The sequence below is a fragment of the Deinococcus marmoris DSM 12784 genome (assembly GCF_000701405.1).
Classification (GTDB): Bacteria; Deinococcota; Deinococci; order Deinococcales; family Deinococcaceae; genus Deinococcus; species Deinococcus marmoris.
Window position 1 is genome coordinate 21,051 of record NZ_JNIV01000034.1, and the last position, 22,877, is coordinate 43,927.

Consider the following 22,877-nt stretch of genomic DNA (forward strand, 5'->3'; position numbering starts at 1 on the left):
TCAACTCTGGTGGAAAATCAGCATCAGGTTGCCGAAGGCCAATTCGTCGCCGTCAGTCAGCGGAGTCGGTTCTTGCAGGCGCGGCGAGAATCCCGTTTCGCCTTTGTGCTTGATATACACGCCGTTGGTGGACCCAAGGTCACGCACGGTCCACCGGCCTTGTTCTCGGTACAGCTCGGCGTGGCGGCGCGAGATATGCTCCTGCCCACCCAGGCCGCTCAAGTCGATGTCCACGGGGCCGCTGGAGGCGTCGAAGCGCCCCACAACCAGACGCTCCCCTTGCAGCGGAATAAATTCGCCAGTCGGCGCACCAAATTTCTTGATGCCGAGTTTGGCTTCTCCAGTGGGGGCGTCCGGGGACGCTTCGGCCACAGGCGTGTCGGGGCCTGTGGCAGAGGCCCCAGAGATGGGGAAGGACTCCTCGGGGTTGGGGACTTCAGGCGCAGGCCCTTCAGACGCGGTTTCAACGGGTAACTCTGCTCCAGGCGCGGCTTCTTCAACTTCAGACTCCGTTGATGGGGCCGTCTCGGCGCCCGACTCTGCGTTGGACGGGGTGGCTACAACTTGCGACGTTGCGTCAACCACCTCAGAAACAGCTCCATCTTCACTTGTGGTGGAGGCTCCCTGGGACAAAATTTCTTCAGGAAGCGCTTCTTCGGGCAGGGCCTCTTGAACGAAGGTTTCAGGCGTCGCGGTGGAGGTGGGTACAGTGGCGGCGGACAACTCCACGCCGCACCCTTCACAGTAGGTGGTGCCTTCGAGATTGACGGTGCCGCAGACGGGGCAAAGAATGGTCATGGTGGTTCCTCCGGGGAATTAGAGAGAGATACGGCGAATGAGGATCAGAAAGATGATGGCGAGAACGGCCGACGCCACACTGGCGCTGACGACGGTGGGCCAGTGAAAGCCAGCCCCCTGGGTGTAGAGATACGCCGCCGCCCCCGCCCCCACAGGAAGAGCCAGCGGCAGGGCAAACCACAACAGCCCCCCTGCAAGCGCGCCTGCTCCTGCCCCCGCTGCGGCGGCCAGGACGTATTCGGTGGTCTGAATCGGCGCAGCCACGTATTCCCCCAGTGACCAGGCGGCAACCCCCGCACCCAGCACACTGCTCCATACGATGAAGACGATGCGCGTCACCGGAGCGGGAGATTTGGGAGCGGGTAAGTTCGGGGGGGGCGCAGGCGGAGCAGCCGTGGGCGCGGAAGGTGGAACAGGCGGCGTGGGAACAGGTTTCGGCATGGCCCGGGGCGGCGCTGGAACGGGGGTGGGCGCAGGTGCCGAGGGAAGGGGGGTGGGCGACGGAGGCGCGGCTCTGGGCGCAGATTTCGGTGGAATCACCACGGGCGGCACCGGAACGGGTCCCGGCCTGGGTGCAGTGGGCCGGGATGGTGGCGGCTGAGGGACTGGCGACCGGGGCGTGGAAGGTCTAGGCACAGGTATGGGGGGAACGGGTGAAGAGGGTGCAGCAGTCCTTGGCGTTGAAGTCGGCATTGCCAGGATCGCCAGCAGCGCTTGCGCGCTCTGCGGACGGTCTTCCACGCGCAGCGCCATCGCCTGAGTCACGGCGCGGCGCAGTCCCGGCAAGGTTGCCTCAGGCATCGGCGGTAAAGGCGTACCCAGCATCAGGTCTGTGGCAGGTGGCGGCATCTGCCCGGTCAGGGCATGCAACAACGTGGCTCCCAGCGCGTAAATATCGGTGTAGGGTCCGAATCGCCCCGAATTCCCGTACTGCTCCAGCGGCGCGTAACCGGGCGTGACCAGCCGGGTATGGCTCAGCGTTTTGCCCGTGACGAAGGCCCGCACCGAACCAAAGTCGATCAGCACGATGCGTCCGGTCTGATTGAAAAAGATGTTGTCGGGCTTGATGTCGCGGTGCAGCAGCCCACGCTGATGAATCAGCTCGAGCGTTTTCGCTACTGAACGGGCCACCTCGAACACCACGCCCGGGGGCATGGGGCCGCGTTTTTCGATCAAACCGCCCAGGGTGCTGCCCTCCAGGAATTCCATCACCAGGTAAGCGGTGCTGTTCTCCTCGAAATAGTTCATGACTTTCACGATGCCGGGATCGTTAAAGCTGGCCAGCACTTTTGCCTCGTCCAGGAAGCCTGTCTTGGTGGCCTGATACTGGACGCTGCTGATGTTACCCGGTGCAACCACCGTTTTGCTGCGCCGCGAAGACCCGTCCAGGAACAGCTCTTTGATGGCGACTTTGAGGCCCAGCCGGGTGTCTTGCCCGGCATAGGTAATCCCGAAGCCACCCTGTCCCAGCACCCGGCTCAGGGTGTACTGACCGTCCACCAGGGCGGTGCCAACGGGCAAGGCCACCAGTCCTGAGGAGGTCAGCGGCGCGCCGCAAGTGCGGCAGACCGTTTCGCCGGACTGAACAGCAGCGCCGCAGACGGGGCAGTTCACCGTCCTAAGCTCCGGTCAGCCTGCGAATTTCCTCATCGGTGGGCAGCCCGCTTGCACCGCTGTCCGCTTTGAGGGTCTGTGTTTTTGCGCCCAGCCGCATGGTCTTGGCAGTGCCGAGACTGATGGTCTTGCTGCTGCCCAGCTCACCGATGGCCCGGTCGAGCACCTGGGTCATTGCGCCGTTCCCGAGGCGCTGGGTCATGCTCCGGGCCTGCTCCAGGGTCCTGGCCGCCTGTTCAGGGTTGCTCTGCGCTTCCCGACTTGCCTGTGCGACCAGACCTTCAATGTTGCGCTGCTGAACCCACTGCATCACGTCCCCGTCCACCCGCGCCGCCATCGTTTCGTCACCAGTAAATTCCACGACCACGTCCAGCGGCGGCAACTCGCCCCGGTAATTCGCGCCGGGAACCTCGTAGGTCAGGCCCATCTGGGCCAGCCGCATTCGGGCGGTGGGGCGCTCGGGCAGTGTGAATTCCAGAATGTAGCTCGCGCCTGCTCCGGCTTCCACGTTGCCGAGGAGCAGTGGCCCACCCGTGTTGGTCACTTCGGTCTGGGTGGGCTGCACACGGGTCACCCGCTCCAGGACCACGTCTTTGACGGCGCGTACGGTCAGGGCCACATTGGTCACCACTTCGTTGGCCGCCTGCTGGAGATCGCCGAGCAGTGCGGCAGGCAGATCGGACGCCCGCACGGCAGGAGGCTGGGGGTTTTGGGTGTCAGGGACCACGTCGATGGGCTGGCCCTGCGTGCGGTCCGTGATCTCGGTGAGCAGCTCTGTGTTCACGTCGTCGCCCACGCCGATGGTGGTCACGGACACCTGCATTCCAGCGAGGACGCCCGCCTGCTCCTGCACCACGGCGGCGTCAAAGGCCTGCCCATCGGTGAGAAGGACCATCCGGCGGCTGCCCGATTCGGTTTCCAGGACTTTTGCTCCCGCTTTCATGCCTGCGCCCATCTGGGTCCCGCCCGAATACCAGTCCAGTTGATCGGTGGCCCCCAGCAGGGCGGCCCGGTTGCTCGCGTCAGTGAAGGGAACGAGGATTTCGGCCAGATCATCGAACTTGACCAGGGCCAGGCGGTCTTGCGGCTCAATCAGATCCGAGGTGATGATGCCGCGCAGCGCCTCGGTGACCAGTTGCAACTTATTTTTGCCGCCGCGCACGACCTCGTACCGCTGCCCATCGACCATGGTGGTCTGCCCAGTGTGTTCAGTCGGCTCAGTCACAACCTCGCGCATGGAGCCGGACGTATCAACCACGAACACCACCGATAGATTGGGCCTCGCCTGCGTGGCCTGTTGATTTGGCAAGAGACCGAGGAGCACAAACAACTTCTGACCTGCGGTGTGGGCCAGCAGAAATTCTCGGTGGGGCCGCATTGTGGCGTCAAGCATGAATTGCCTCCTGTCGTGATTTTGCCCGTTGTGGCAGTGCATGATAAGCAAGTTCAAACGTTGAGAACGTCATTGTTCGTTGGGAGTTCTGTTTGGCGTGGACTCCACTTGACCCGCAGCAAATGCACAGGCCAGATCAAGCGTTTCAGAGACTGTCTGGAAAGTTAACGATCACGCGGCGACCGCGATCTGGGCAGCAAAAGCGGCGAGTTGGCGAATCATACGACGGATGAACCTGACCCTGAGATACCAAGTTGGCAGAAGCGCATTCATGCCCCCTCAAGCCACTCTTAAAGTCGGCTGCTTGTCACGTCACCAGCGCATATCCCAGAGCCCGCTGGACAAGTGCCGCTCGGCTCAAATGATGGTTTTTCCGGCGTCGCGCATCTCCAGCAGCACCAGCTCGGCAAACAGCCCATTGGCCCAGCCGAACCACTCGCGCGTGAACATCTGCGGATCGTCGGGGTGAAAGCTCTCGTGCATCAGGCCCGTGCCTGCCGTGGTGCAGAGCAGCATGTCCAGCAGTTCCCGGCGCTCTGCTGCCGTCTCCGCCGTCAGTCCTGCCACCGCCAGACCGATGGGCCAGACGTGGCCGGGCGGCGTGTGCGGACTGCCCACCCCTCGCGCGAACGCCCCGCTCGCGTAGTACGGATTGGCCGCGCTCAGGACGAAGCGCCGGGTACTGACGTACGTGGGATCATCGGCGGCCACATAGCCCAGGTACGGTGCGGCCAGCAGGCTCGGCACGTTGGCATCGTCCATCAGAACGTGCTGGCCCAGCCCATCAGTCTCGTAGGCGTACATGCGCCCAAATTCGGGATGCTCCACGGTGCCGTAGCGCTCGATGCCAGTCCGGATCTCAGCTCGCAGGGCCAGCGCTTCCACGGCCAGTTCCGGCTCATCCAGCATGCCCGCCAGTTCGGCCAGGTGACCGAGTTCCACCACCGCCATCATGTTGCCCGGAATGTGGTAATTAAGCGCGCAGCCATCGTCGCTGGGCCGGAAGGCGCTCCAGACCATGCCCGTCACGGCCACTGGATAGCCGCGTCCCTGATTGGGCAAGTTGTCGGTGATGGGCACCGGGCCAGGGCGGTGAAACCCGTAGGCGCTGAGTTCGGCATGGCGCTGCTCGGTCCGCATTACCTGCACGGTGCGGTGCAGGGCGGCCCGGAAGTCGCCCCTGAACGGTTCAAGGTCGGCGGTCTGTTGCCAGTAGCCGTAGGCCAGCCGCAGCGGGTAACACAGAGAATCCAGTTCAAACTTGCGTTCCCAGACCAGTGGGTGGCGCTCTGGGAAGTCTCCAGCATGCCCGGCCCCACTGGGCAGGGCGTTGAAGGCATTGGCGTAGGGGTCGGTCAGCAGTTGGCGGGCCTGCACCCGGATCACCCCGGCGACGAGCGCCCGCACCCCAGCGTCCTCCCGGCACAGTGGCAGATACGGCCACAGTTGCGCGGCAGCGTCGCGCAGCCACATGGCGGGGATGTCGCCGGTCAGCACGAAGGGGAGGCCGTCCGATTCCCACTGAATAGCGGTTTCAAGGGTGTTGGGATAACAGCGGGCAAAGGTGTCAACCAGTAGCGGCTCGTCAGCAAATGCCTGGGCCACCTGCTGTACCACGGCGCGGACGGCTTCGCTTTTCATCTGTTTCCCCTGGAGGACAACCCCATGAAAGACAACAGGGAAACCTGGGCGGGCACCTGGCAACCAGAAGCAGGGCGAGAGGGAAAAACCTGATGGTCCATCTGGAGGGTGGGCATATGGACAGTATTAAAGAAGATCAGGGGGACCGATGCAGGAGCAGTTCGTCTGAAAAAATTGTCCGGCGCGGACGAGGGCGGTCAACGCTGACGCAACCTGATGTGACACGTCACTGAACGCTTTGGTAAACGGCATTTGTTCATCTCCACTTGACATTCGTACCCCAGCCGCTTAAGTTGGATCTGTCCACAATGTAACGTTTTCAGTTGCCAACGCCTGGTAAAGCCTAAAGACCGTTTTAACGTCTGGCACAGCGTTTCTGGCTTGTCACCATTCATACCGCACGTCGTTGACCGCAGGTCCAGAGGACCCATGCCTGAAGCCACGCACAATCCAGTCATCCCACTGCCGCGCGGCTCGGGTATCCGTGAAGTCGCGCGGATGGCAGGCGTGTCGATAGCGACGGTGTCCCGGGTCTTCAACGACGCCGCCTCGGTCAATCCAGACACCCGGCAGCGGGTGCTGGAGCGCGCTGCGGCACTGGGCTACGAGCCGAGTTCGCTGGGGCGCAACCTGGTGCGAGGCCGCAGTGAACTGCTGGGGCTGATCGTGCCCAACGTGTCTTTTCCACTGTATGGCCAGATGATCGGCGGCATCGAGGACGTGCTGGGCCACCGGGGCATGAGCATTCTGCTGGCGTCCAGTCACGACGACGCGGCCAGCGAACTCAAGGCGGCGCAGCACCTGCTCCGGCACACGGTGGACGGCGGTATCGTCATCAACTCGCAACTGAACGTGGCCCTGCCTGCGCCGCGCGGGATGAACTGGGTTCATATGTCTCCAGAGCACTCTGGACTGCCCTGCTGCGTGGAACTGGACAACGAGGCGGGAGGCCGTCTGGCCGCCCTTGAACTGCTGCGCGTGGAGCGGCGACACCTGGCTTACATCGGTGCTTCGGGCCGGGAAAGCGGTGAGCGCGAACGCGGTTTCGCGGGCGAGCTGCGCCGGGCGGGCCTGGATTACCGCCGCTCCCAGGGTGACTATTCCGAACTGTCGGGGACGCGGGCTGCCGACGAGTTGCTGGAGGAACTTCCTCTGCTGGACGCTGTTTTTGTGGCGGGCGACCTGATGGCGGCGGGGGTCCTGCGCACCCTGCATCTGCGCGGTCTGCGGGTGCCGGAAGACGTGGCCGTGATCGGCTTCGACGACGCCGCGCTCGCCTCGCTGCTGTACCCGCGCCTGACCAGCATCCGGCAGCCCGCCTACGCGATGGGCGCGGCGGCGGCTGAACTGTCCCTGCGGTTGATCGGAGGCCACAGCGCCGGGGCGGTCATCTTCCCGCCCGAACTGGTGCGGCGTGAATCCACTGGACCGCCCTGAGATCGCCCCTCTTCCCTGCCTTCCCCCGCTCCCCCTGTTCCAGATCACCTGCGTAGCCCTTCTCTGAAGCCGCCCGTTTTTCGCGCGCCCCCTCGTGTCCCTGGAGGAATTCCATGAACAACCCCATGACGAACAAGGTCAAGGCACTCGTTTCCCTCTCCCTGATCCTCACCGCCGCCCTGGGCAGCGCCGCACACGCGCAAAATCCCAAGTCCACCTTTACCATTGTGCGTTCGACGCAGTGGGGCGCGCAGAACTACAACCCCTACGTGCCCGGCGATCAGCACCTGCTGCCCACCAACTCGGCCATCTACGAAAGTCTGTTCTTCGTCAACTCGATCAACGGCAAGGTGACGCCCGTGTTGGGCACCAAGTACGCCTGGAGCAAGGACAACAAGACCCTGACGGTGACCACCAGAGGCGGGGTGAAGTGGACCGACGGCCAGGGCTTTGACGCGGGTGACGCGGCCTTCAGCTTCAATTACCTCAAGTCCTACCCGGCGCTGGACACCAGCGGGCTGTGGAAGAGCGGTCTGAGCGCCGTCAAGGCCACCAATGCCAGCACGCTGGTCTTTAGCTTCGCCACCCCGAATACCCCGATCTTTCAGTACATCGCGGCCACGCCCATCGTGCCGCAGCACCTGTGGAAGGACGTGAAAGACCCCAGCACCTTTACCAACGCAAAGCCGGTGGGCACCGGGCCGTTCGTGGCCGACAGTTACAGCCAGCAGGCGCTGCGGGTGCTGAAAAACCCCAATTACTGGATGGAGGGCAAGCCGTCCGTGGACGCGCTGGTGTGGATCGCCACCAGCACCAACGACGCGGCCCAGCTCAAGCTGCTGAGCGGCGAGGCCGATTTCGGCTACGTGGGCATCTCCGATCCCAAGACCTACGCGGCCAAGAGTCCCAATGCCAGCTACTGGTGGCCCACCAACAACATCAATTTCCTGTATTTCAACACCGTCAAAGCGCCATTCAATGACGCGGGCTTCCGCAAGGGTGTGGCCGCCGCCATCAACACCAAGGAGGTGGCCGACAAAGCCTACGCGGGCGCGGTGGCCGCTGCCAGTCCCGCCGCCGTGTTCCCCGGCCAGCAGAAGGAATGGCTGGCGAACGCCGCCAAGTCCACCTTCGACGTGACGGCAGCCGACAAGGCGCTGACCGCCGCCGGGTACAAGAAAGACGGCAGCGGCAACCGCCTGGGCAAGGACGGCAAGGCGCTGCCCAGCTTCAAGATCCTGGTGGGCGCGGGCTGGACCGACTTCATCACGATGGCGCAGGTGATCGGCAACAATCTCAAGAAGGTGGGCATCAACACCAGCATCGACCAGCAGGCGTGGGGCAGCTATTCCGGCGGCCTCCAGACCGGTAGCTACGATATGGGCATCAGTTGGGGCTGGGGCAACGGCTCGACGCCGTACTACACCTTCAACGCCGCCTTCAACCCGGACTTCTCCGCCCCGGTGGGCAAGACGGCCCCCAGCAACCTGTCGCGCTACACCAACCCGGCCATCACCAAGGCGCTGGACACCTTCAGCACCACCAGCAACGCGGCCACGCAGCAAAAGGCCATGACCACCATCGTCAGCACCGTGATGAAGGAACAGCCCTGGGTGCCGCTGACGGACCGCGTGAACTTCGGCCTGTTCAACACCAGCAAGTTCACCGGCTTTCCCAGCGCCGCAGATCCCTACAACGATTCCTCGCCCGACGACACCAACGGCGCGCGGCTGCTGTATCTGAACGTCAAGCCCAAGTAGGCAGCGTGGGGGTGGGTGGTGGGCTGCGGGGAATCATCCTGCCCGCGCCCGCTTCCCACCCTCTTTGTTGAACTTCAGACTGGCGTTCTGCCCGCCGCCCTTGACTACAGCTCGACTCTTGGAGGTCTTCTGTGTCCTATCTGCTCAGAAAGCTGGGCATCTTCGTGTTCACGCTGTGGGTGGCGGCCACCCTGAACTTCGTTCTGCCGCGCCTGGTGCCGGGCGATCCGGTGAGCGTGATGCTCGCCAAGTACCAGGGCCGACTGGATCCGGCGGCGGTGGACGCGCTGAAGATCGCCTACGGCCTGAACGATCTGGGCAGCCCGGTCTCGCAGTATTTCAGCTACCTGGGCAACCTGCTGCGCGGCGATTTCGGGCGCTCGATCAGCCTGTTTCCCACGCCCGTGATCGACGTGGTCCGCATGGCGCTGCCGTACACGCTGGGCTTGATCGGTGTGACCACCATCATCTCCTTCGTGCTGGGGAGTGCGCTGGGCCTGTACAGCGGCTGGCGGCGTGGGGGGGTGGTGGCGGACGGCCTGACCCCGGTGGCACTGTTCCTGAACGCCATGCCGTATTTCTGGTTCGGGCTGATCTTGCTGTACGTCTTCGCCTTTCAGCTCAAGTGGTTTCCGCTGAGCGGGGCGCTCGATCCCTTTCCCGGCGACACCTACAGCGCGGGGTGGTGGAGTTCGCTGCTGCGGCACGCGGCGCTGCCCGTGTTCACCATTCTGGTCACGTCGGTGGGCGGCTGGCTGATTACCATGCGCAACAACGTGATCAACGTGGCCGGGGAGGATTATCTGGCCTTTGCGCGGGCCAAGGGCCTGACCGAGCGCCGCATCATCAGCCGCTATGTGCTGCGCAACGCCCTGCTGCCCAGCTTCACCGCCTTCGGCATGGCGCTGGGCTTCGTGGTGGGCGGCTCGATCCTCACCGAGATCGTCTTCTCGTATCCAGGACTGGGCTTCTACCTGTACCAGTCGGTCACCAACCTGGATTACCCGCTGATGCAGGCCATCTTCTTCTTTATCGCGCTGGCCGTGCTGCTGGCGAACCTGCTGGTGGACTTCGTGAACGTGCTGCTCGATCCGCGCATCCGGGAGGGACAGGCGTGAGCGGCCTGCGGCAGTTCTTCGGGCAGCCACGCAGCCTCGTTGGTGCAGGCTTTCTGCTGATCTTGCTGGTGGCCAGTTTATGCGCGCCGCTGATCACACCTTACGATCCCAACTCGCTGGAATTTGGTCCCTTCATGCCCCTCTCGGCGCAGCACTGGCTGGGAACCACGGCGCTGGGACAGGACATCTTCGCGCAGTTCATCTACGGCGCTCGGCTGACCCTGCTGGTGGGTGCGGTGGCCGGGCTGATCGCCACGCTGCTGAGCGTCACTTTCGGTCTGGCCGCCGCCTATCTGGGCGGGCGGGTGGACGAGGCCATCAACACGCTGATCAACGTCTTCCTGGTCCTGCCGGGGCTGCCGCTGGTCATTGTCGCCAGCGCCTTTCTGCGCGGCGGGGGCGTGTGGCCGGTGATCCTGGTGATCAGTTTCACGGGCTGGGCCTTCGGGGCGCGGGTGCTGCGTGCCCAGGCGCTGGCACTGCGCGAGCGCGACTTCGTGCAGGCAGCGGTGGTGGCGGGCGAGGGGCCGGGCCGCATCATCTTCCGCGAGATGCTGCCCAACATGGCGGGATTGATCGCCGCCAACTTCTTCGGCGCGGCGCTGTACGCCGTGCTGAGCGAGGCCGCCCTGTCGTTTATAGGCGTGGGCGACGTGTCGCTGGTGACCTGGGGCACCATGCTGTACTGGGCGCAGGCCAAGGGTGCGCTGCTTCAGGGCGCGTGGTGGTGGGTGGCGCTGCCGGGGCTGGGAATCGCGCTGCTGGGCACATCCTTCGCGCTCCTGAACTTCGCCATTGACGAGATCAGCAACCCCAAGCTGGGGCGCAGCAACGTCAAGCTGCCCGCCCGCAAGAAGCCAGCTCCAGGCGCGGGAGTGGGCAACCCCGACGCCCTGCTGAGCATCCGCGATCTCAACGTGGGTTACCTGACCCCCGGTCCGACGGTGCGCGCGGTGCGGGACGTGTCGCTGGACGTGCAGCCGGGCGAGTTGCTGGGTCTGGCCGGGGAATCGGGCTGCGGCAAGAGTACGCTGGCCTTCGCCGTCACGCGTCTGCTCGATCCCCCTGGCGCAGTGCTGGGCGGCTCGGTGCGGCTGGCCGAACATGACCTGCTAAACCTGTCGCCCGAGGAGCTGCGGCGGGTGCGTTGGAAGGAATTCAGCATGGTGTTCCAGGCCTCCATGAACGTGCTGAATCCGGTGTTGAAAATCCGTGAACAGGTTTACGACGCGATGCAGGCGCACGGGGTCACCGACAAGCAGAAACTGGACGCCCGCGCCCGTGAACTCTTCGATCTGGTGGGCATTCAGGCTTCCTATCTGGACGCCTACCCGCACCAGCTCTCCGGCGGGATGAAACAGCGCGTGGTCATCGCCATCGCGCTGGCCCTGGAACCCAAATTGATCGTGATGGACGAGCCGACAACGGCGCTGGATGTGGTGGTGCAGCGGCAGATCTTGCAGGAAATCAACGACGTGCGCCGCCGCCTGGGCATCAGCATCATCTTCATCACGCATGACCTGTCGCTGCTGGTGGAGATGAGTGACCGCGTGGCGATCATGTATGCGGGCGAGGTGGTGGAGCTGGCTCCCGCGCACCAGCTTTACGCCCACCCGGCGCACCCCTACACCCAGCAACTGATGAATTCGTTTCCGCCGATGACCGGCCCCCGCACGCGCCGCAGCGGCATTCCTGGCAAGCCGCCGTCCCTGAGCGCAGAGATCGTCGGTTGTCCCTTCTTCGAGCGCTGCAATAAACGTATGCCCGGCGTGTGCGACGTGAAGCCTCTTCAGACTTTCCCTGTCGCGGAGGAGCAGACGGCGGCCTGCTTTCTGTACGATCCCACCGTCTCCCCCGCCCTCAAGGAAAATGCCATCCGAGACAGCCAGCATGTACAGATGGAGGTGAGCCGTGAGTCAGCCCACAGCGCCAATCTCAACTAACGCTTCCACGCCAACGAACACCATTCCCAACACGCTGGAAATCGTCAACCTCCGTAAAGTCTTCGGCACGCGCGGCAAGGCAGGCGGCGTGGTAGCGGTCAACGACGTGTCGTTCGCAATTGCGCGCGGCGAGGTGCTGGGGCTGGTGGGCGAATCGGGCAGCGGCAAAAGCACCATCGCCCGCCTGATTGCCCGTCTCTACACCCCCACCTCGGGCGAGATTCGCCTGAATGGGCAGCCAGTCCCGAGCAGGCTGGGCGGGCGGGCGCTGAGACATCTACGGAAGAACGTCCAGATGATCTTTCAAGACCCGTATGCCAGCCTGAACCCGGTGCATCCGGTGAGCTACACGCTGAAGCGGCCCCTCCAGATTCATGGTCTGGCACGCGGCGACACCGAGGAACAGGTCAATTCGCTGCTGGAACGGGTAGGCCTGTCGCCCGCCAGTACCTACGCGTCCAAGCGTCCTTTCGAGCTGTCGGGCGGCCAGCGCCAGCGCGTCGGCATTGCCCGCGCCCTGGCCGTCCGACCCGAACTGATCTTGGCCGACGAGCCGACTTCCGCGCTGGACGTGTCCATCCGCCTGGACGTGATGAACCTGATGCTGGACCTGAAAGACCAGGAAGGACTGAGCATGCTGTTCATCACGCATGATCTGGCCGGGGCACGTTATATGTCGGACCGCGTGGCCGTGCTGTACGCCGGAACGCTGGTGGAAATCGGCCCCGCCGTGGAAGTGATTGACCGCCCACAGCACCCGTACACCCAACTGCTGAAAAGCGCGGCCCCCAAACCTGACGCGGGACTGGTCCCGGAAACCATCGAGGCGCGCGGCGAGGTGCCCGATCTCAAAACCCTGCCGCCCGGCTGCCCCTTCGAGCCGCGCTGCCCCCACGCCCTGCCCGAATGCAAGGCTGGCCTGCCGAGGATGTACGACGTGGGGGAAGGCCATACGGCGCGCTGCATCCTGCACGACCCCGCCGTTCAGGCGCGGCGCGGTCAGGAGGTGGGTGTGAGCAGGTGAATGCCCGTCGCCTGCTCCCGTTTTGCTGTCTCTCCACCCCAAAAGGACGTCCATATGGCCCAGGTTAAACTCGCGTATATCGGCGGCGGCAGCACGCGTGCGCCCGGCACCATCGCCTCGTTCATTCGTCAGGCCGCCAATTTCGCGGGTTCGGAAATCGTCTTGCAGGATCTGGACGAAGACAGACTTGATCTGGTCTGCCGTCTGTCGCGCAAGATGGCCGCAGCCCAGGGCGCAGAGCTCAAGATCACCGCCACCACCGACAGAAAAGCCGCGCTGGACGGCTGCGACGGCGTGCTGTCCAGCTACCGTCCCGGCGGATTCGAGGCGCGGTACCAGGACGAGCGCATTCCCCTCAGTCACGGCGCAATCGGGCAGGAAACGCAGGGCGCGGGCGGCTTTTTCATGGCGCTGCGGGCGGTCCATGTGGCGCGCGGCCTGGTGGAAGATATGCAAGCGGTCTGTCCCGACGCCATCCTCTTCAATTACACCAATCCCGTCAATATCGTGGCGCAGGCGGTGGCCGATCACTCGCCCATTCGCGTGGTGTCCCTGTGCGAGGGGCCGATTGTTTTTCCGGGCGAGATTGCCGAACTGGTGGGCCTCGATCCCAGCAAGGTGCGCGCCGTGATGCTGGGCCTCAACCATGCCTGCTGGAGTGCGGAGGCCGAATACGGCGGCCAGCCGATGATCCCAGTGCTGGCGCAGAAGCTGGAAGAAGGAATTCGGGACGACTGGACGCGGCGCTGGGTAGATCTGGCCGTGACGATGGCCAGCCTCCCAGCCTCGTACATGAAGTATTACTACTTCGAGCAGGAGATGCTGGCCGAATTGACTGCAAAACCCACCACCCGCGCCCAGGACATCCTGGCCGACGTGCCGAGCTACTGGCAGCATTACCGCGAACAACTGGACGCGCCGAACCCCACGCTGGAGCCGGAGCTGTCACGCGGCGGCATCTTTGAGCTGGAGGTGGCGGTGGACGTGATGGACGCCGTGTTCAATGACAAAGGTGAAATCTGGCCGACGAACGTGGTGAATCACGGTGCGATTGCCGATTTCCCCGACTCACAGGTGGTGGAGGTGCCGTGTCTGGTCAACCGTCAGGGCGTGCGGCCCATTTCGGGCTACCGGGTGCCGCCGCCCGTACGTGGCCTGCTCTCGGCGCTGGGTGAATATCAGCAGCTCGCCGCCGACGCCGCCTGGGACGGCACACGCAGACAGGCCGTGCAGGCGCTGACCAGCAACCCTCTGGTGCGAACCCTGCCGCTGGCGCAGATACTGTATGAGGAACTGGCCCGCGCCCACTACAAGCATCTGCCGGAGCGGCTGTGGTAGGCGAGGGCACGCTCAGGATTCAGCCAGACCCTGCACAGCTCGCCCAGGCAGCCGCCGACTTCATTGCGGCACAGGCCAGAGCAAAACCCAATTTGAGCATCCTGGTGGCGACGGGCAATACACCGATGCCCACGTATATCGAACTGGCGCGGCGGGCAGAGGCTGGCGCGGTAGATTTCACCCGCGTGACTGCTGTGCAACTGGACGAATACCTGGGCGTGTCTGACGCTGATCCGCGCAGCTTATGGGGCTGGATGCGTCGCTCGTTCGTGGAACCGCTGGGCATCACACGCACGGTCCGGCTGGAAAATCCGGAGCAATTCAAGGTGGCCCTCGCTGAACTCGGTGGTCTCGATCTGGCCATTTTGGGGCTGGGGCCAAACGGCCATCTGGGCTTCAACGAGCCGCCGAGTCAGCCGGACGCGCCGACGCGTACGCTCACGCTGACGCCCGCAAGTCTGGCAAGCAACGCGGCTTACTGGGGCAAACTCGACGTGCCGACGGGGGCCATCACGGCAGGTATGGACGTCATTCTCGCCGCCCGTGCCTGCCTCCTGCTGGTCAGTGGGACGCACAAGCGGGACATCCTGCGCGCCGCCCTGGAGGGGCCAGAAACGCCCGCCGTCCCCGCCTCCTTCCTGAGACGCACGGCATTGACCGTGATCGCGGACGAGGCCGCCTGGGGATGAGCGAGCTGGTGTTGGGCATCGACGCCGGGAACACCAAGACCATCGCCCTGATCGCCGATCTGTCGGGTCAGGTGCTGGGCTGGGGGCGGGCCGGGCGCAGCAATATCTACGTGCAGCCTGCCCGCGCGCTGGCGGCATTGGCAACCGCTGTCGCGCGGGCCAGAGCGAGTGCGGGACTGAGAGACGCTCCTCTAAAAGCCCTGACCCTCAGTGCCGCCGGAGCAGACTGGCCCGAAGATTTTGGGGTACTGGAAGCTGAATTAAAGCGCTGGAACTGGGCCGAACAGGCGGCGGTGGTCAACGACGCGGTGGGGGCGCTGCGGGCCGGTTCGCTGGACGGGCAGGGCGTGACCGTGGTCTGCGGCACCAGCGCGGGCATCGCAGCCCGTCACCCCGGCGGCGCGGTCTGGCACACCAGTTACTGGCAGGAGCCGGAGGGGGCAGATGAACTGGCGGCCAGGACCCTGCGCGCCGTCTACCGGGCCGATCTGGGTCTTGACCCGCCCACGGGCCTGACTCTCCCTGTCCTGTCCCACTTCGGCTGCCTGGATGTGGAGGCGCTGCTGCACGCGTTGACCCGGCGCAACCGCCGCCCACCGAAGCGGATAGGCCGCCTGGCACGCATTTTACTCGATCAGGCCGCCGCTGGAGACACCACCAGCCTCCGCATCGTGCGGGCGCACGGCGTGTCCCTGGGCGACTACGCACTGACTGCCGCCCGAAAAGTCGGTCTGGACGATGATTATCTGCTTACCACTTCCGGCGGGGTGATGCGTCACCCGTCCCCCATCCTGCGTGACGCCCTGCTGGCACGGGTGCGTGAGGTGCATCCGCAGGTCCGGTGGCAGGCCAGCCACCACGAGCCGGTCTTCGGGGCGCTGCTGCTGGCGCTGGAGCGCGCAGGCGTGACCGCCGATGAAACCGTGTTCCGGCGGCTGGAAGAGACCTGCCCGGACGAGTCGCTGTTCCTGACCTGACCCGCTCCCGAATCCAACCCCCCCAAATCCAGAAAGGAGCCTATGCCTACCCCCGATCCCCTGCCCAGCACCCCCATCCTCAGCGCCCTCTACATCTACCCGATCAAATCTGCGGGCGGTGTCCCGCTCCAGCAGTCCGGGATCGGGCCACGCGGCCTGACGCATGACCGCCGCTGGATGGTCATTGACGCGGCGGGAAAGCCTGTGACCCAGCGCGAGTTCTCAAAGATGCGGCTGATTGAGCCAGCGCTTGCAGAGGACGGTCTGCGGGTCACGGCTCCCGGAATGCCCGCCCTGAAGGTGCCGTGGCAGCCGCAAGGCACCCGGCGCGCGGTGGACATGTGGGGCGATCCCCTGAGCAGTGTCACGGTATCGGTGGAGGCGACAGAGTGGATCAGTACCTGCCTGGGCGGCGACTTCGATCTGGTCTACCTGCCGGACGACGCGGAGCGCTGGCAACCCGCTGACAAGCCTTTCGGCTCCCTGCTGAGCTTCGTGGACGGCAATCCCTTCCACCTGATCGGCGAGGCGTCGCTGGCTGACTTTAACCGGCAACTGACCCGTCCGGTGGGCCACGCCGAGTTCCGCCCGAATCTGGTCATCAGCGGCGGCGAGGCGTATGCGGAGGACTTCTGGCGGCGCGTCGTGATCGGCCCGGTGGGATCAGATGGGGTGGCTTTCGAAGTCGTCGAGAGTTGCGCCCGTTGCGTCATCCTGAATGTGCTGCCCGACGGCACGCGCGGGGCCGAGACGCTGCGGACGCTGGCGCGCGTGCGCCGTCACGGGCAGGCCGCCGTCTTCGGGCAGCACCTGGTCCAAGACGCGCCGTATGACCAGCGAATGGGACAGCTCCGCGTGGGCGACGCCGTGCAGGTCAAAGTTCTGGCCGAAACGGTCAATCCGGTCTACCCATGAGCGCCGTGCCCATCCTGGGTGTCATCGAGGGCTTTTATGGCCGCCCCTGGACCCCGGCGCAGCGCGGGCGGCTGTTTGCGCGAATGGCCGCCTGGGGCATGAATACCTTCCTCTATGCCCCCAAGGATGACCGCTGGCACCGTCAGCTCTGGCGTGATCCCTACCCGGAGGCGGAAGCCGAAGCGCTGCGGGGTTTGGTTGAAGACGCCTGCCAGCACGGTCTCCAGTTCGTGTACGCGCTGGCTCCCGGTCTGGACCTCGACTGGGCCGATGACGGGGACCGCCGCGCCCTGGCAGAGAAGTTCGTGCATGTGCAGCGGCTGGGTGTGGAGCATTTTTCCCTGCTGTTCGACGATATCCCGTATGCCGTAGACCGCGCCGCACAGGCCCGTGAGCAGGTGTCAGCCACCCATCACGTCATGGATACCCTCTGGCCGGACGGGCAGGCGGGACTGCTGCTGCTCTGCCCCACCGAATACTGCGGCGAGCGGGCAGCGCCCAGCGTGGCGACGTCGCCTTACCTGAAAGCACTGGGGGAGGGCCTGCGCCCCGGCGTGGAGATTCTGTGGACTGGGCCGCAGGTGGTGTCCACTGAGATCAGCGTCCAGAGCGTGCGGGAAGTCAATGAAATTCTGCGCCGTCCGGTGATGATCTGGGACAACCTGCACGCCAATGACTTCACCCTGCACCGCGTCAACCTGGGACCCTACGCGGGCCGCCCGCTGGAGCTGCGCGGGCTGGTGGCGGGCCTGCTCAGCAATCCCAACAATCAACTGGAACTGAATACGCCGGGCCTGTTCAGTCTGACCGATTATGCGAGTGGCAAATCCGACTGGACACCGGAGGCTTCTCTGGACCGCGCCCTGGAAGTCTGGCTGCCCGCGTTCAATACCAGCTCCATCCACCGGGTTTCACTGGACGACCTGCGGCTGGTGTCCCATCTGCTGTATTTGCCCGGCGGTCTGGGACCACAGGCTGTCCGGGTGCTGGACGTGGCGCGGGCACTGGTCAACCCGCAGACGGGCGCGGAGGAGCGGGAAGCGCTGGTGCGTGAACTTCGCACGGTCCGCCATCGGGTCATAACGGTTCTGCGCGCACTGGAAGCCGGACCCAACCGCGACCTGCTGTTCGATCTGCACCCGTATCTGGTGGACGTGGCCGAGGAACTGCAGCGCCTGATCGTGTGGGCCAGCCACCGGGGCGAAGACGACCCGGAGGTCTTCAGTTATCGGGGCAGTCTCGCCGATCGTCTCATGACCCTGGGCTGGAAGACCTGAACAGTGGCAGCATCCAGAGGGTCAAAAACTAAAACCAACTCCACTCAAATTTCCAGGAGTTTCCAACACCCTTCAATCGGAGTCCGTATGACTCAGGCTGAATGGGCAGAAGAACTGCAACAGTGGGGGAGGCCCACGCTGACGGGGTGTTTTGGTAGCGTGGACGCATGACACAAGATGAGACCCGCCCTGATCCCGCAACCACTGCTGACGCGAACCAGGAGCCGACCAATGTGGAATTGCAGTTCATGGGCCGCGTTGACGCGCGCTCGGAACTGGCCGCCCGGGTCGAGGCCGAGAGCAGTAAAGCTGGAGCCTACAAGAAGCGCGGCATGGACGAGCACGATGTAGCCCTGAAAGGCACGATGGACGCCAGCGATCCCCCCAGCACCAACATGGGGGCGACGCCGACGGGGACCTGACGCCCTGAGCTGATCTATTCAGCAGCATGGATCGGTTCTGCGAACCCGGCACATCCACACCCTATTCACGGCATCACCTTGCCGCGGTTCAGGCCAATTCGGCGTCCATCCAGTCGGCCACCTGCAAGCCGGCCAATCGGCGGTACTCCCGGCCATTGGGGGTCACCAGGGTCAGCCCGTACGAGAATGCCATGCCCACGTTCAGTAGGTCATACGGCCCAATCGGCTGCCCCTGCGCCAGGAGCGTCGCCTGAATGCTGGCCATCACCCGCGCGTCGCCTTGGCTGCCGTGCGGACCATCACAACCCCAGCACGGCCCGGGCAATCAGGAAATAGATCACCAGTCCGGTGCCGTCCACCAGCGTCGTGATAAAGGGCGCGGACACCACCGTCGGGTCCAGGCGCAGCGCCCGCAGTCCCAGCGGCAGCAGCGCCGCCACCACCGATGACCAGACACTGATGGCGGCGATGGTCAGGGCCACCACCGTCCCCACGTCCGGGCCGACGCCCAGCAAGAAAGCCCGTCCGAAGGCGATGGCGGCCATCACCGCGCCGATCAGCAGTCCCACCGTAAGCTCCTTGCCGAGAATCCAGCGCAGGTCCCGCAGGCTCAGGTCGTCCACCGCCATCGCGCGGACCAATGTGGTGGTGATCTGGCTGCCAATGTTGCCCCCGGTCCCCAGCAGCAGGGGGATAAAGAAGGCCAGGGCCACAACCTGTTCCAGCGTGTCCTCGAAATACCGCATCACGTTGCCGGTGTAAGCCTCCGCGACGAACAGGGCCAGCAGCCACGGCAGGCGCTTGCGCAGCAGCAGCCCGGTGCTGGCGCGGCGGTATGGCGTTTCCAGCGGTTGCGAGCCGCCCAGACGCTCGAAGTCCTCGGTGGCCTCTTCTTCCAGCACGTCAGCCACGTCGTCCTCGGTCAGAATGCCGACCAGGCGGCCCCCCGCGTCCAGCACCGGCAGGGCCAGCAGATTGCCACCGGTGAGAAGTCTCGCCGCTTCCTCCTGATCGGTATCTACCCGGACACAGACCGGGCGCGGCAACATCAGCTCCCGCACAGGCGTTCCGGGCGGGGCCAGCACCAGGTCACGCAGGGAAAGGATGCCGAGAAACGCCCCGGCCCCGTCCACGACGAACACGGAATAGACCGTCTCCGCCTCGCGGGCCGCCCGCCGGATGGCTTCAATGGCCTGATCGGCGCTCAGGTCAGGGGACAGGGCCACGAACTGAGGCGTCATGCGCCCGCCAGCGGTGTCCGGCGGGTAGGTCAGGAGCTGCTGGAGGCGCTCGGTCAGCGCTGTGGGCAGCAGGCCAAGCAGCTTCTGGAGGGTTCCGGCATCCAGATAGGCCAGGAGGTCCGCCGCGTCGTCCGGGTCCAGCGTCCGCAGGAGGGCGGCCCCTTCTGGCAGCGGCAATTGTGCGATGAGGTCCGCTGCCGTGTCTGGCGGCAGCTCGGCCACCGTCTGGGCCAACTGCTCAGGGGGCAGACGCTGGGCGGCCCCCAGCAGCTCGCGGGGCGGCAAGCGCGTCAGCAGCCAGGCCCACTCGTCAGAACCCAGCGGGCCAGTCACTGTGACCAGGGAAGTGGCCTCCTCCCGCAGCGCCCGGCGCACCTCGTCCAGCCGCCTCTCCCGCGCGGTCATCCCCTCTCCATGATCCCACTATCACATGGGCGACGCGGGGCTAAGACAACCGGCTCAGCCCTGCTGCGGCAAAGCCGATAAGCAGCGGAACTGGGCGGCTTCAGGGCGGCGTCCCTTCTGCACTTTCTGGCCGGGGTCTACAGGCGGCCAGCGCCGCAGTCAGGCACGGCGACGCTCTTTGCTTCAGTCCGCCTTGCAGCCGGTCAGCAGCGCCTGGGTCTTCGTCGTATCGCCGTTCACGAACGTGCTGAGCGTCGCCTCGCCCTGGTGTTTCCACCACTCCAGACCGCCGCGTGCGTTGGCTGGACCATTCGGGCCCGCGTAACGTGCGCCGCTGGCGCTGATCGCCTCGGCCAGTCTGTACTGTGCGCCGTCCCACTTCAGGACTGCGAAGGTAGGGCCGTCTTTGCTGGCAGCGAGATACGTCACGCTGACCTTTTTCCCTGCATCGCAGGTGTAGGAAAAGTTTCGCTCGGTGGCGATGGGGGGCGCACCGGCTCCACCGGCGTTGGCGGAAACCAGGGAGGCTGCGGCGAGGCTGGCGGTCAGGGTCAGGAGGACGGCAGGACGGAAATGGCTTTTCATGCCCCCATGTTAGGCCAGGCATCTGTTGCACTTCTAATTGTGCAGGGCGACAAAAATTCCCCATCAGACCGTGAGAGGGTAACCACCATGCTCTCCCTGCTCCTGGCCGCCCTCGCCCCACACCACGGGCACCTGATCGCCGTTATCAGCAGAACGGGTATGGGGGGCGTGCTGTGCCACACTGCCCATCAGGGCGCGGCTCAGACCGCTGAGTCCCAGGGCGGTCATCACGATCATTCGTGAGCAGTGATACGCCGAAGACCCAGGGGCTGCTCACCGACTGCAAGGCGGACTGAGAATGAAGTGAAATTCAGAGCCGTCGCCGCACCTCATGAACCTTCTTTCGCCTGTTGTCTGCCTGAACCGGGTTAAACGCCCTCTTGAAAAATTCACCCCCCATGATCTCCCTCTGAAGAGTCTCGCAAGTTGCCCGTCCCACCACCAGAATCTTAAAAACGGAAACCATGCTGCAATGGGGCATGCGTAGAATCCAGTTCTCGGAAGCTCCCCGTCGTCCCAGCGGCGGCTAGAAGAAACCATGAGCCGGCCACAGCCGCCCGCCCGCCGCAGTGAGGTTTATGCCCGCAGTCCCCTGCCACTCGCCAACGGCACCTTTACGCCGGACGGGCGGCTGGTGGTCAGCCACCACCCGATGTACAAGACGGCGCAGCGCGTGTCGGTCTTTACCGGGCCAGATGCGCTGGAGCCTTTCCCCAGCGCGGCCTGGAATACCCCGCGCGAGAACGCCGACGATTGGCTCGACGCGGTGCAGGGTCTGCGTACCGATACGCAGGGGCGTGTGTGGCTACTGGACATGGGCAGCCGCAGCGGAATTACCCCGAAATTTGTGGTCTGGGACTGCGCCACGGATACGCTCGCGCAGATCATCCGGCTGCCGTCGTCGGTCCTCAACGAGGTTTCCGAGCCGAACGATTTCGTGATCGACGAGCGTCACGGCGCGGTGTATATCGCCGACGAGGGCGCGGGTAACGGCGGCGACGGCTCGCGTGGAGCGCTGATCGTGGTGGACCTCAAGACCGGGCGGGCACGCCGCCGTCTGGAAGGCCGCCCCGGCATCGTGGCAGAGGACCGCCCCATCGTCATGGAGGGCCGCGAGGTGACCAAAGATGTTGGGGGCGGTGAGCGGCGTGGGCTGCGCGTCGGCGTATAAAAGTGAATGGGTGTACTACGGACCGCTGACAGGAGAGTCCATCTGGCGTCTGCGGACACAGGACCTGCTGGACGAGAGTCTGGATGACGACGAGTTACAGCGGCGCGCCGTACCGCCCGGTTGATCGAGCCAGCCAGAAACTTTAAACAGCGTTCCTTCAAGGCGAATCAAACTGTCATGCAGAATGCGGTAATTCGCTTTACTGTCGCTCCGCCCAAGCATCTTGAGCAAGCTATACGCCGTGCAATGAAGGGCGCGGTCTTTGGGTTGACCCAGCTCCAGATAGAGGTTGGTCAGGATCATCATGGTGTCGTTATCCGGGCCGTGCGGGAAGCCATACATGTTCCCGAGGCAGGCGACATGCATTTCCCGCCCACCGATCATAAACGTGTGTTCCCAGGAGTTTTCGCCCTTTTTCAACCGCGTGAGGCAACTGATCAGGGAAGCCTCAGCCAGATTCAAGGCATCAAAACTTGATTTTAGAGTGAGAGATGAGGCGGACATCTAATTCCTAGAATAGCACGTTGTTGAAGAAGATCAAGATATTTAAAGGATAAAAGATAAAAGATAAAGAAGATCTTCTTCGGAGAGAGCATGTATATTCGGCTGCCACGGTATGGAACGCACCAAACGCCACAAACTGGACGGGCAAAACGCCACAAACTGGACGGGCATTTTCAGGGTGTATTCCACAAACTGGACGGTAATATACAAAATAAACGCCACAAACTGGACGGGCGGAACGCCACAAACTGGACGGGCAACAGTAGGGTTTTGGTAACTACTCAGCAGGGGGACTTGCGAAGCGGGCGAGTGTAGAGTAGGCGCATTCAAAACGACTGCGCCAACTGCAAACGACTGGGAGCTGAACTGGCACAGCTTCAACTCGCGTTTGCTGCCTTGCTCGCCCGTGTTCAAGATCTGGAAGCCCAGCTCGCGCAAACCAGCAAAACCTCTAGCCAGCCTCCCAGCCAGGACAAACCGTGGCTTCCCAAGAGTGAGCGCCAGAAGAGCGGTTGCTCTTCTGGCGGACAGCGCGGCCACCCTGGCAAGACGCTGAAAATGAGTGAGCATCCTGATGAAATCAGGACGCTCCCAGTCACTGGGCAGTGCGGCTGTGGAGAGCCCT

Annotated in this window: 22 protein-coding genes; 13 read left to right on the plus strand and 9 right to left on the minus strand. The window is 64.3% G+C overall.

Annotated elements, in window-relative coordinates; genetic code table 11:
- The 4 genes from Q319_RS26190 to Q319_RS0110010 all read right to left on the minus strand — a co-directional run bounded on the left by Q319_RS26190 (position 1) and on the right by Q319_RS0110010 (position 5,446).
- Complete coding sequence (locus Q319_RS26190; protein WP_029482268.1) at positions 1 to 798, minus strand: FHA domain-containing protein; 798 nt, start codon at positions 796 to 798, stop codon at positions 1 to 3.
- Positions 799 to 816: 18 nt separating this feature from the next.
- Entirely contained in the window at positions 817 to 2,412 is a 1,596-nt protein-coding gene (locus Q319_RS0110000; protein WP_029482269.1) for a serine/threonine-protein kinase, read from the minus strand.
- 4 nt (positions 2,413 to 2,416) lie between these two features.
- Positions 2,417 to 3,805: a vWA domain-containing protein gene (locus Q319_RS0110005; protein WP_029482270.1), complete on the minus strand. Its 1,389-nt coding sequence runs from the start codon at positions 3,803 to 3,805 to the stop codon at positions 2,417 to 2,419.
- Positions 3,806 to 4,162: 357 nt separating this feature from the next.
- The gene (locus Q319_RS0110010; protein WP_029482271.1) at positions 4,163 to 5,446 is read right to left on the minus strand and encodes a glycoside hydrolase family 125 protein; all 1,284 of its coding nucleotides are present in this window, start codon (positions 5,444 to 5,446) and stop codon (positions 4,163 to 4,165) included.
- Positions 5,447 to 5,875: 429 nt separating this feature from the next.
- On the opposite strand from Q319_RS0110010, the gene Q319_RS0110015 reads away from it, so the two are divergent.
- The 11 genes from Q319_RS0110015 (at position 5,876) to Q319_RS0110065 (ending at position 18,346) form a co-directional block, all read left to right on the plus strand.
- On the plus strand, positions 5,876 to 6,883 hold the full coding sequence (locus tag Q319_RS0110015; RefSeq protein WP_051655269.1) for a LacI family DNA-binding transcriptional regulator: 1,008 nt from the start codon (positions 5,876 to 5,878) through the stop codon (positions 6,881 to 6,883).
- Between the two features lie 113 nt (positions 6,884 to 6,996).
- Positions 6,997 to 8,643 carry an ABC transporter substrate-binding protein gene (locus Q319_RS0110020; protein ID WP_029482274.1) on the plus strand — a complete coding sequence of 549 codons (1,647 nt, stop codon included), beginning with the start codon at positions 6,997 to 6,999 and terminating at the stop codon, positions 8,641 to 8,643.
- Between the two features lie 131 nt (positions 8,644 to 8,774).
- Positions 8,775 to 9,761 carry an ABC transporter permease gene (locus Q319_RS0110025; RefSeq protein WP_029482275.1) on the plus strand — a complete coding sequence of 329 codons (987 nt, stop codon included), beginning with the start codon at positions 8,775 to 8,777 and terminating at the stop codon, positions 9,759 to 9,761.
- Positions 9,758 to 11,704 carry a dipeptide/oligopeptide/nickel ABC transporter permease/ATP-binding protein gene (locus Q319_RS0110030; RefSeq protein WP_029482276.1) on the plus strand — a complete coding sequence of 649 codons (1,947 nt, stop codon included), beginning with the start codon at positions 9,758 to 9,760 and terminating at the stop codon, positions 11,702 to 11,704. Before Q319_RS0110025 ends, Q319_RS0110030 begins: the two co-directional genes overlap by 4 nt.
- Positions 11,673 to 12,728: an ABC transporter ATP-binding protein gene (locus tag Q319_RS0110035; RefSeq protein ID WP_245619103.1), complete on the plus strand. Its 1,056-nt coding sequence runs from the start codon at positions 11,673 to 11,675 to the stop codon at positions 12,726 to 12,728. The genes Q319_RS0110030 and Q319_RS0110035 overlap by 32 nt, the downstream gene beginning before the upstream one ends.
- A gap of 54 nt (positions 12,729 to 12,782) precedes the next feature.
- Complete coding sequence (locus tag Q319_RS0110040; RefSeq protein ID WP_029482278.1) at positions 12,783 to 14,066, plus strand: family 4 glycosyl hydrolase; 1,284 nt, start codon at positions 12,783 to 12,785, stop codon at positions 14,064 to 14,066.
- Complete coding sequence (locus Q319_RS0110045; RefSeq protein WP_029482280.1) at positions 14,060 to 14,755, plus strand: glucosamine-6-phosphate deaminase; 696 nt, start codon at positions 14,060 to 14,062, stop codon at positions 14,753 to 14,755. Before Q319_RS0110040 ends, Q319_RS0110045 begins: the two co-directional genes overlap by 7 nt.
- Positions 14,752 to 15,732 (plus strand): N-acetylglucosamine kinase, encoded by a 981-nt coding sequence (locus tag Q319_RS0110050; protein ID WP_081845977.1) that lies wholly within the window; start codon positions 14,752 to 14,754, stop codon positions 15,730 to 15,732. The genes Q319_RS0110045 and Q319_RS0110050 overlap by 4 nt, the downstream gene beginning before the upstream one ends.
- Before the next feature lie 42 nt (positions 15,733 to 15,774).
- On the plus strand, positions 15,775 to 16,647 hold the full coding sequence (locus Q319_RS0110055; protein WP_029482283.1) for an MOSC domain-containing protein: 873 nt from the start codon (positions 15,775 to 15,777) through the stop codon (positions 16,645 to 16,647).
- Complete coding sequence (locus Q319_RS0110060; protein WP_029482285.1) at positions 16,644 to 17,924, plus strand: beta-N-acetylglucosaminidase domain-containing protein; 1,281 nt, start codon at positions 16,644 to 16,646, stop codon at positions 17,922 to 17,924. The genes Q319_RS0110055 and Q319_RS0110060 overlap by 4 nt, the downstream gene beginning before the upstream one ends.
- A 167-nt stretch (positions 17,925 to 18,091) precedes the next feature.
- Positions 18,092 to 18,346 (plus strand): hypothetical protein, encoded by a 255-nt coding sequence (locus Q319_RS0110065; RefSeq protein WP_029482286.1) that lies wholly within the window; start codon positions 18,092 to 18,094, stop codon positions 18,344 to 18,346.
- A gap of 88 nt (positions 18,347 to 18,434) precedes the next feature.
- Here Q319_RS0110065 and Q319_RS27025 read toward each other — a convergent pair whose 3' ends face one another.
- The 4 genes from Q319_RS27025 to Q319_RS27030 all read right to left on the minus strand — a co-directional run bounded on the left by Q319_RS27025 (position 18,435) and on the right by Q319_RS27030 (position 20,814).
- Complete coding sequence (locus tag Q319_RS27025) at positions 18,435 to 18,614, minus strand: PIN domain-containing protein (protein ID WP_156039273.1); 180 nt, start codon at positions 18,612 to 18,614, stop codon at positions 18,435 to 18,437.
- 31 nt (positions 18,615 to 18,645) lie between these two features.
- A complete protein-coding gene (gene mgtE, locus Q319_RS0110075; RefSeq protein WP_051655270.1) occupies positions 18,646 to 19,992 on the minus strand; it encodes a magnesium transporter in 1,347 nt (448 codons plus the stop codon).
- A 183-nt stretch (positions 19,993 to 20,175) separates the two neighbouring features.
- Positions 20,176 to 20,577: an MliC family protein gene (locus Q319_RS0110080; RefSeq protein WP_029482290.1), complete on the minus strand. Its 402-nt coding sequence runs from the start codon at positions 20,575 to 20,577 to the stop codon at positions 20,176 to 20,178.
- 63 nt (positions 20,578 to 20,640) lie between these two features.
- On the minus strand, positions 20,641 to 20,814 hold the full coding sequence (locus Q319_RS27030) for an adenine nucleotide alpha hydrolase family protein (protein WP_156039274.1): 174 nt from the start codon (positions 20,812 to 20,814) through the stop codon (positions 20,641 to 20,643).
- Positions 20,815 to 21,115: 301 nt separating this feature from the next.
- On the opposite strand from Q319_RS27030, the gene Q319_RS24420 reads away from it, so the two are divergent.
- Positions 21,116 to 21,748 carry an L-dopachrome tautomerase-related protein gene (locus Q319_RS24420; protein ID WP_051655271.1) on the plus strand — a complete coding sequence of 211 codons (633 nt, stop codon included), beginning with the start codon at positions 21,116 to 21,118 and terminating at the stop codon, positions 21,746 to 21,748.
- 15 nt (positions 21,749 to 21,763) lie between these two features.
- Here Q319_RS24420 and Q319_RS25510 read toward each other — a convergent pair whose 3' ends face one another.
- On the minus strand, positions 21,764 to 22,252 hold the full coding sequence (locus tag Q319_RS25510; protein WP_081845978.1) for a replication initiator protein A: 489 nt from the start codon (positions 22,250 to 22,252) through the stop codon (positions 21,764 to 21,766).
- A 396-nt stretch (positions 22,253 to 22,648) separates the two neighbouring features.
- Here Q319_RS25510 and Q319_RS28645 point away from each other — a divergent pair.
- The coding region (locus Q319_RS28645; protein ID WP_425387986.1) for a DUF6444 domain-containing protein at positions 22,649 to 22,877 on the plus strand (229 nt) is incomplete at its 3' end.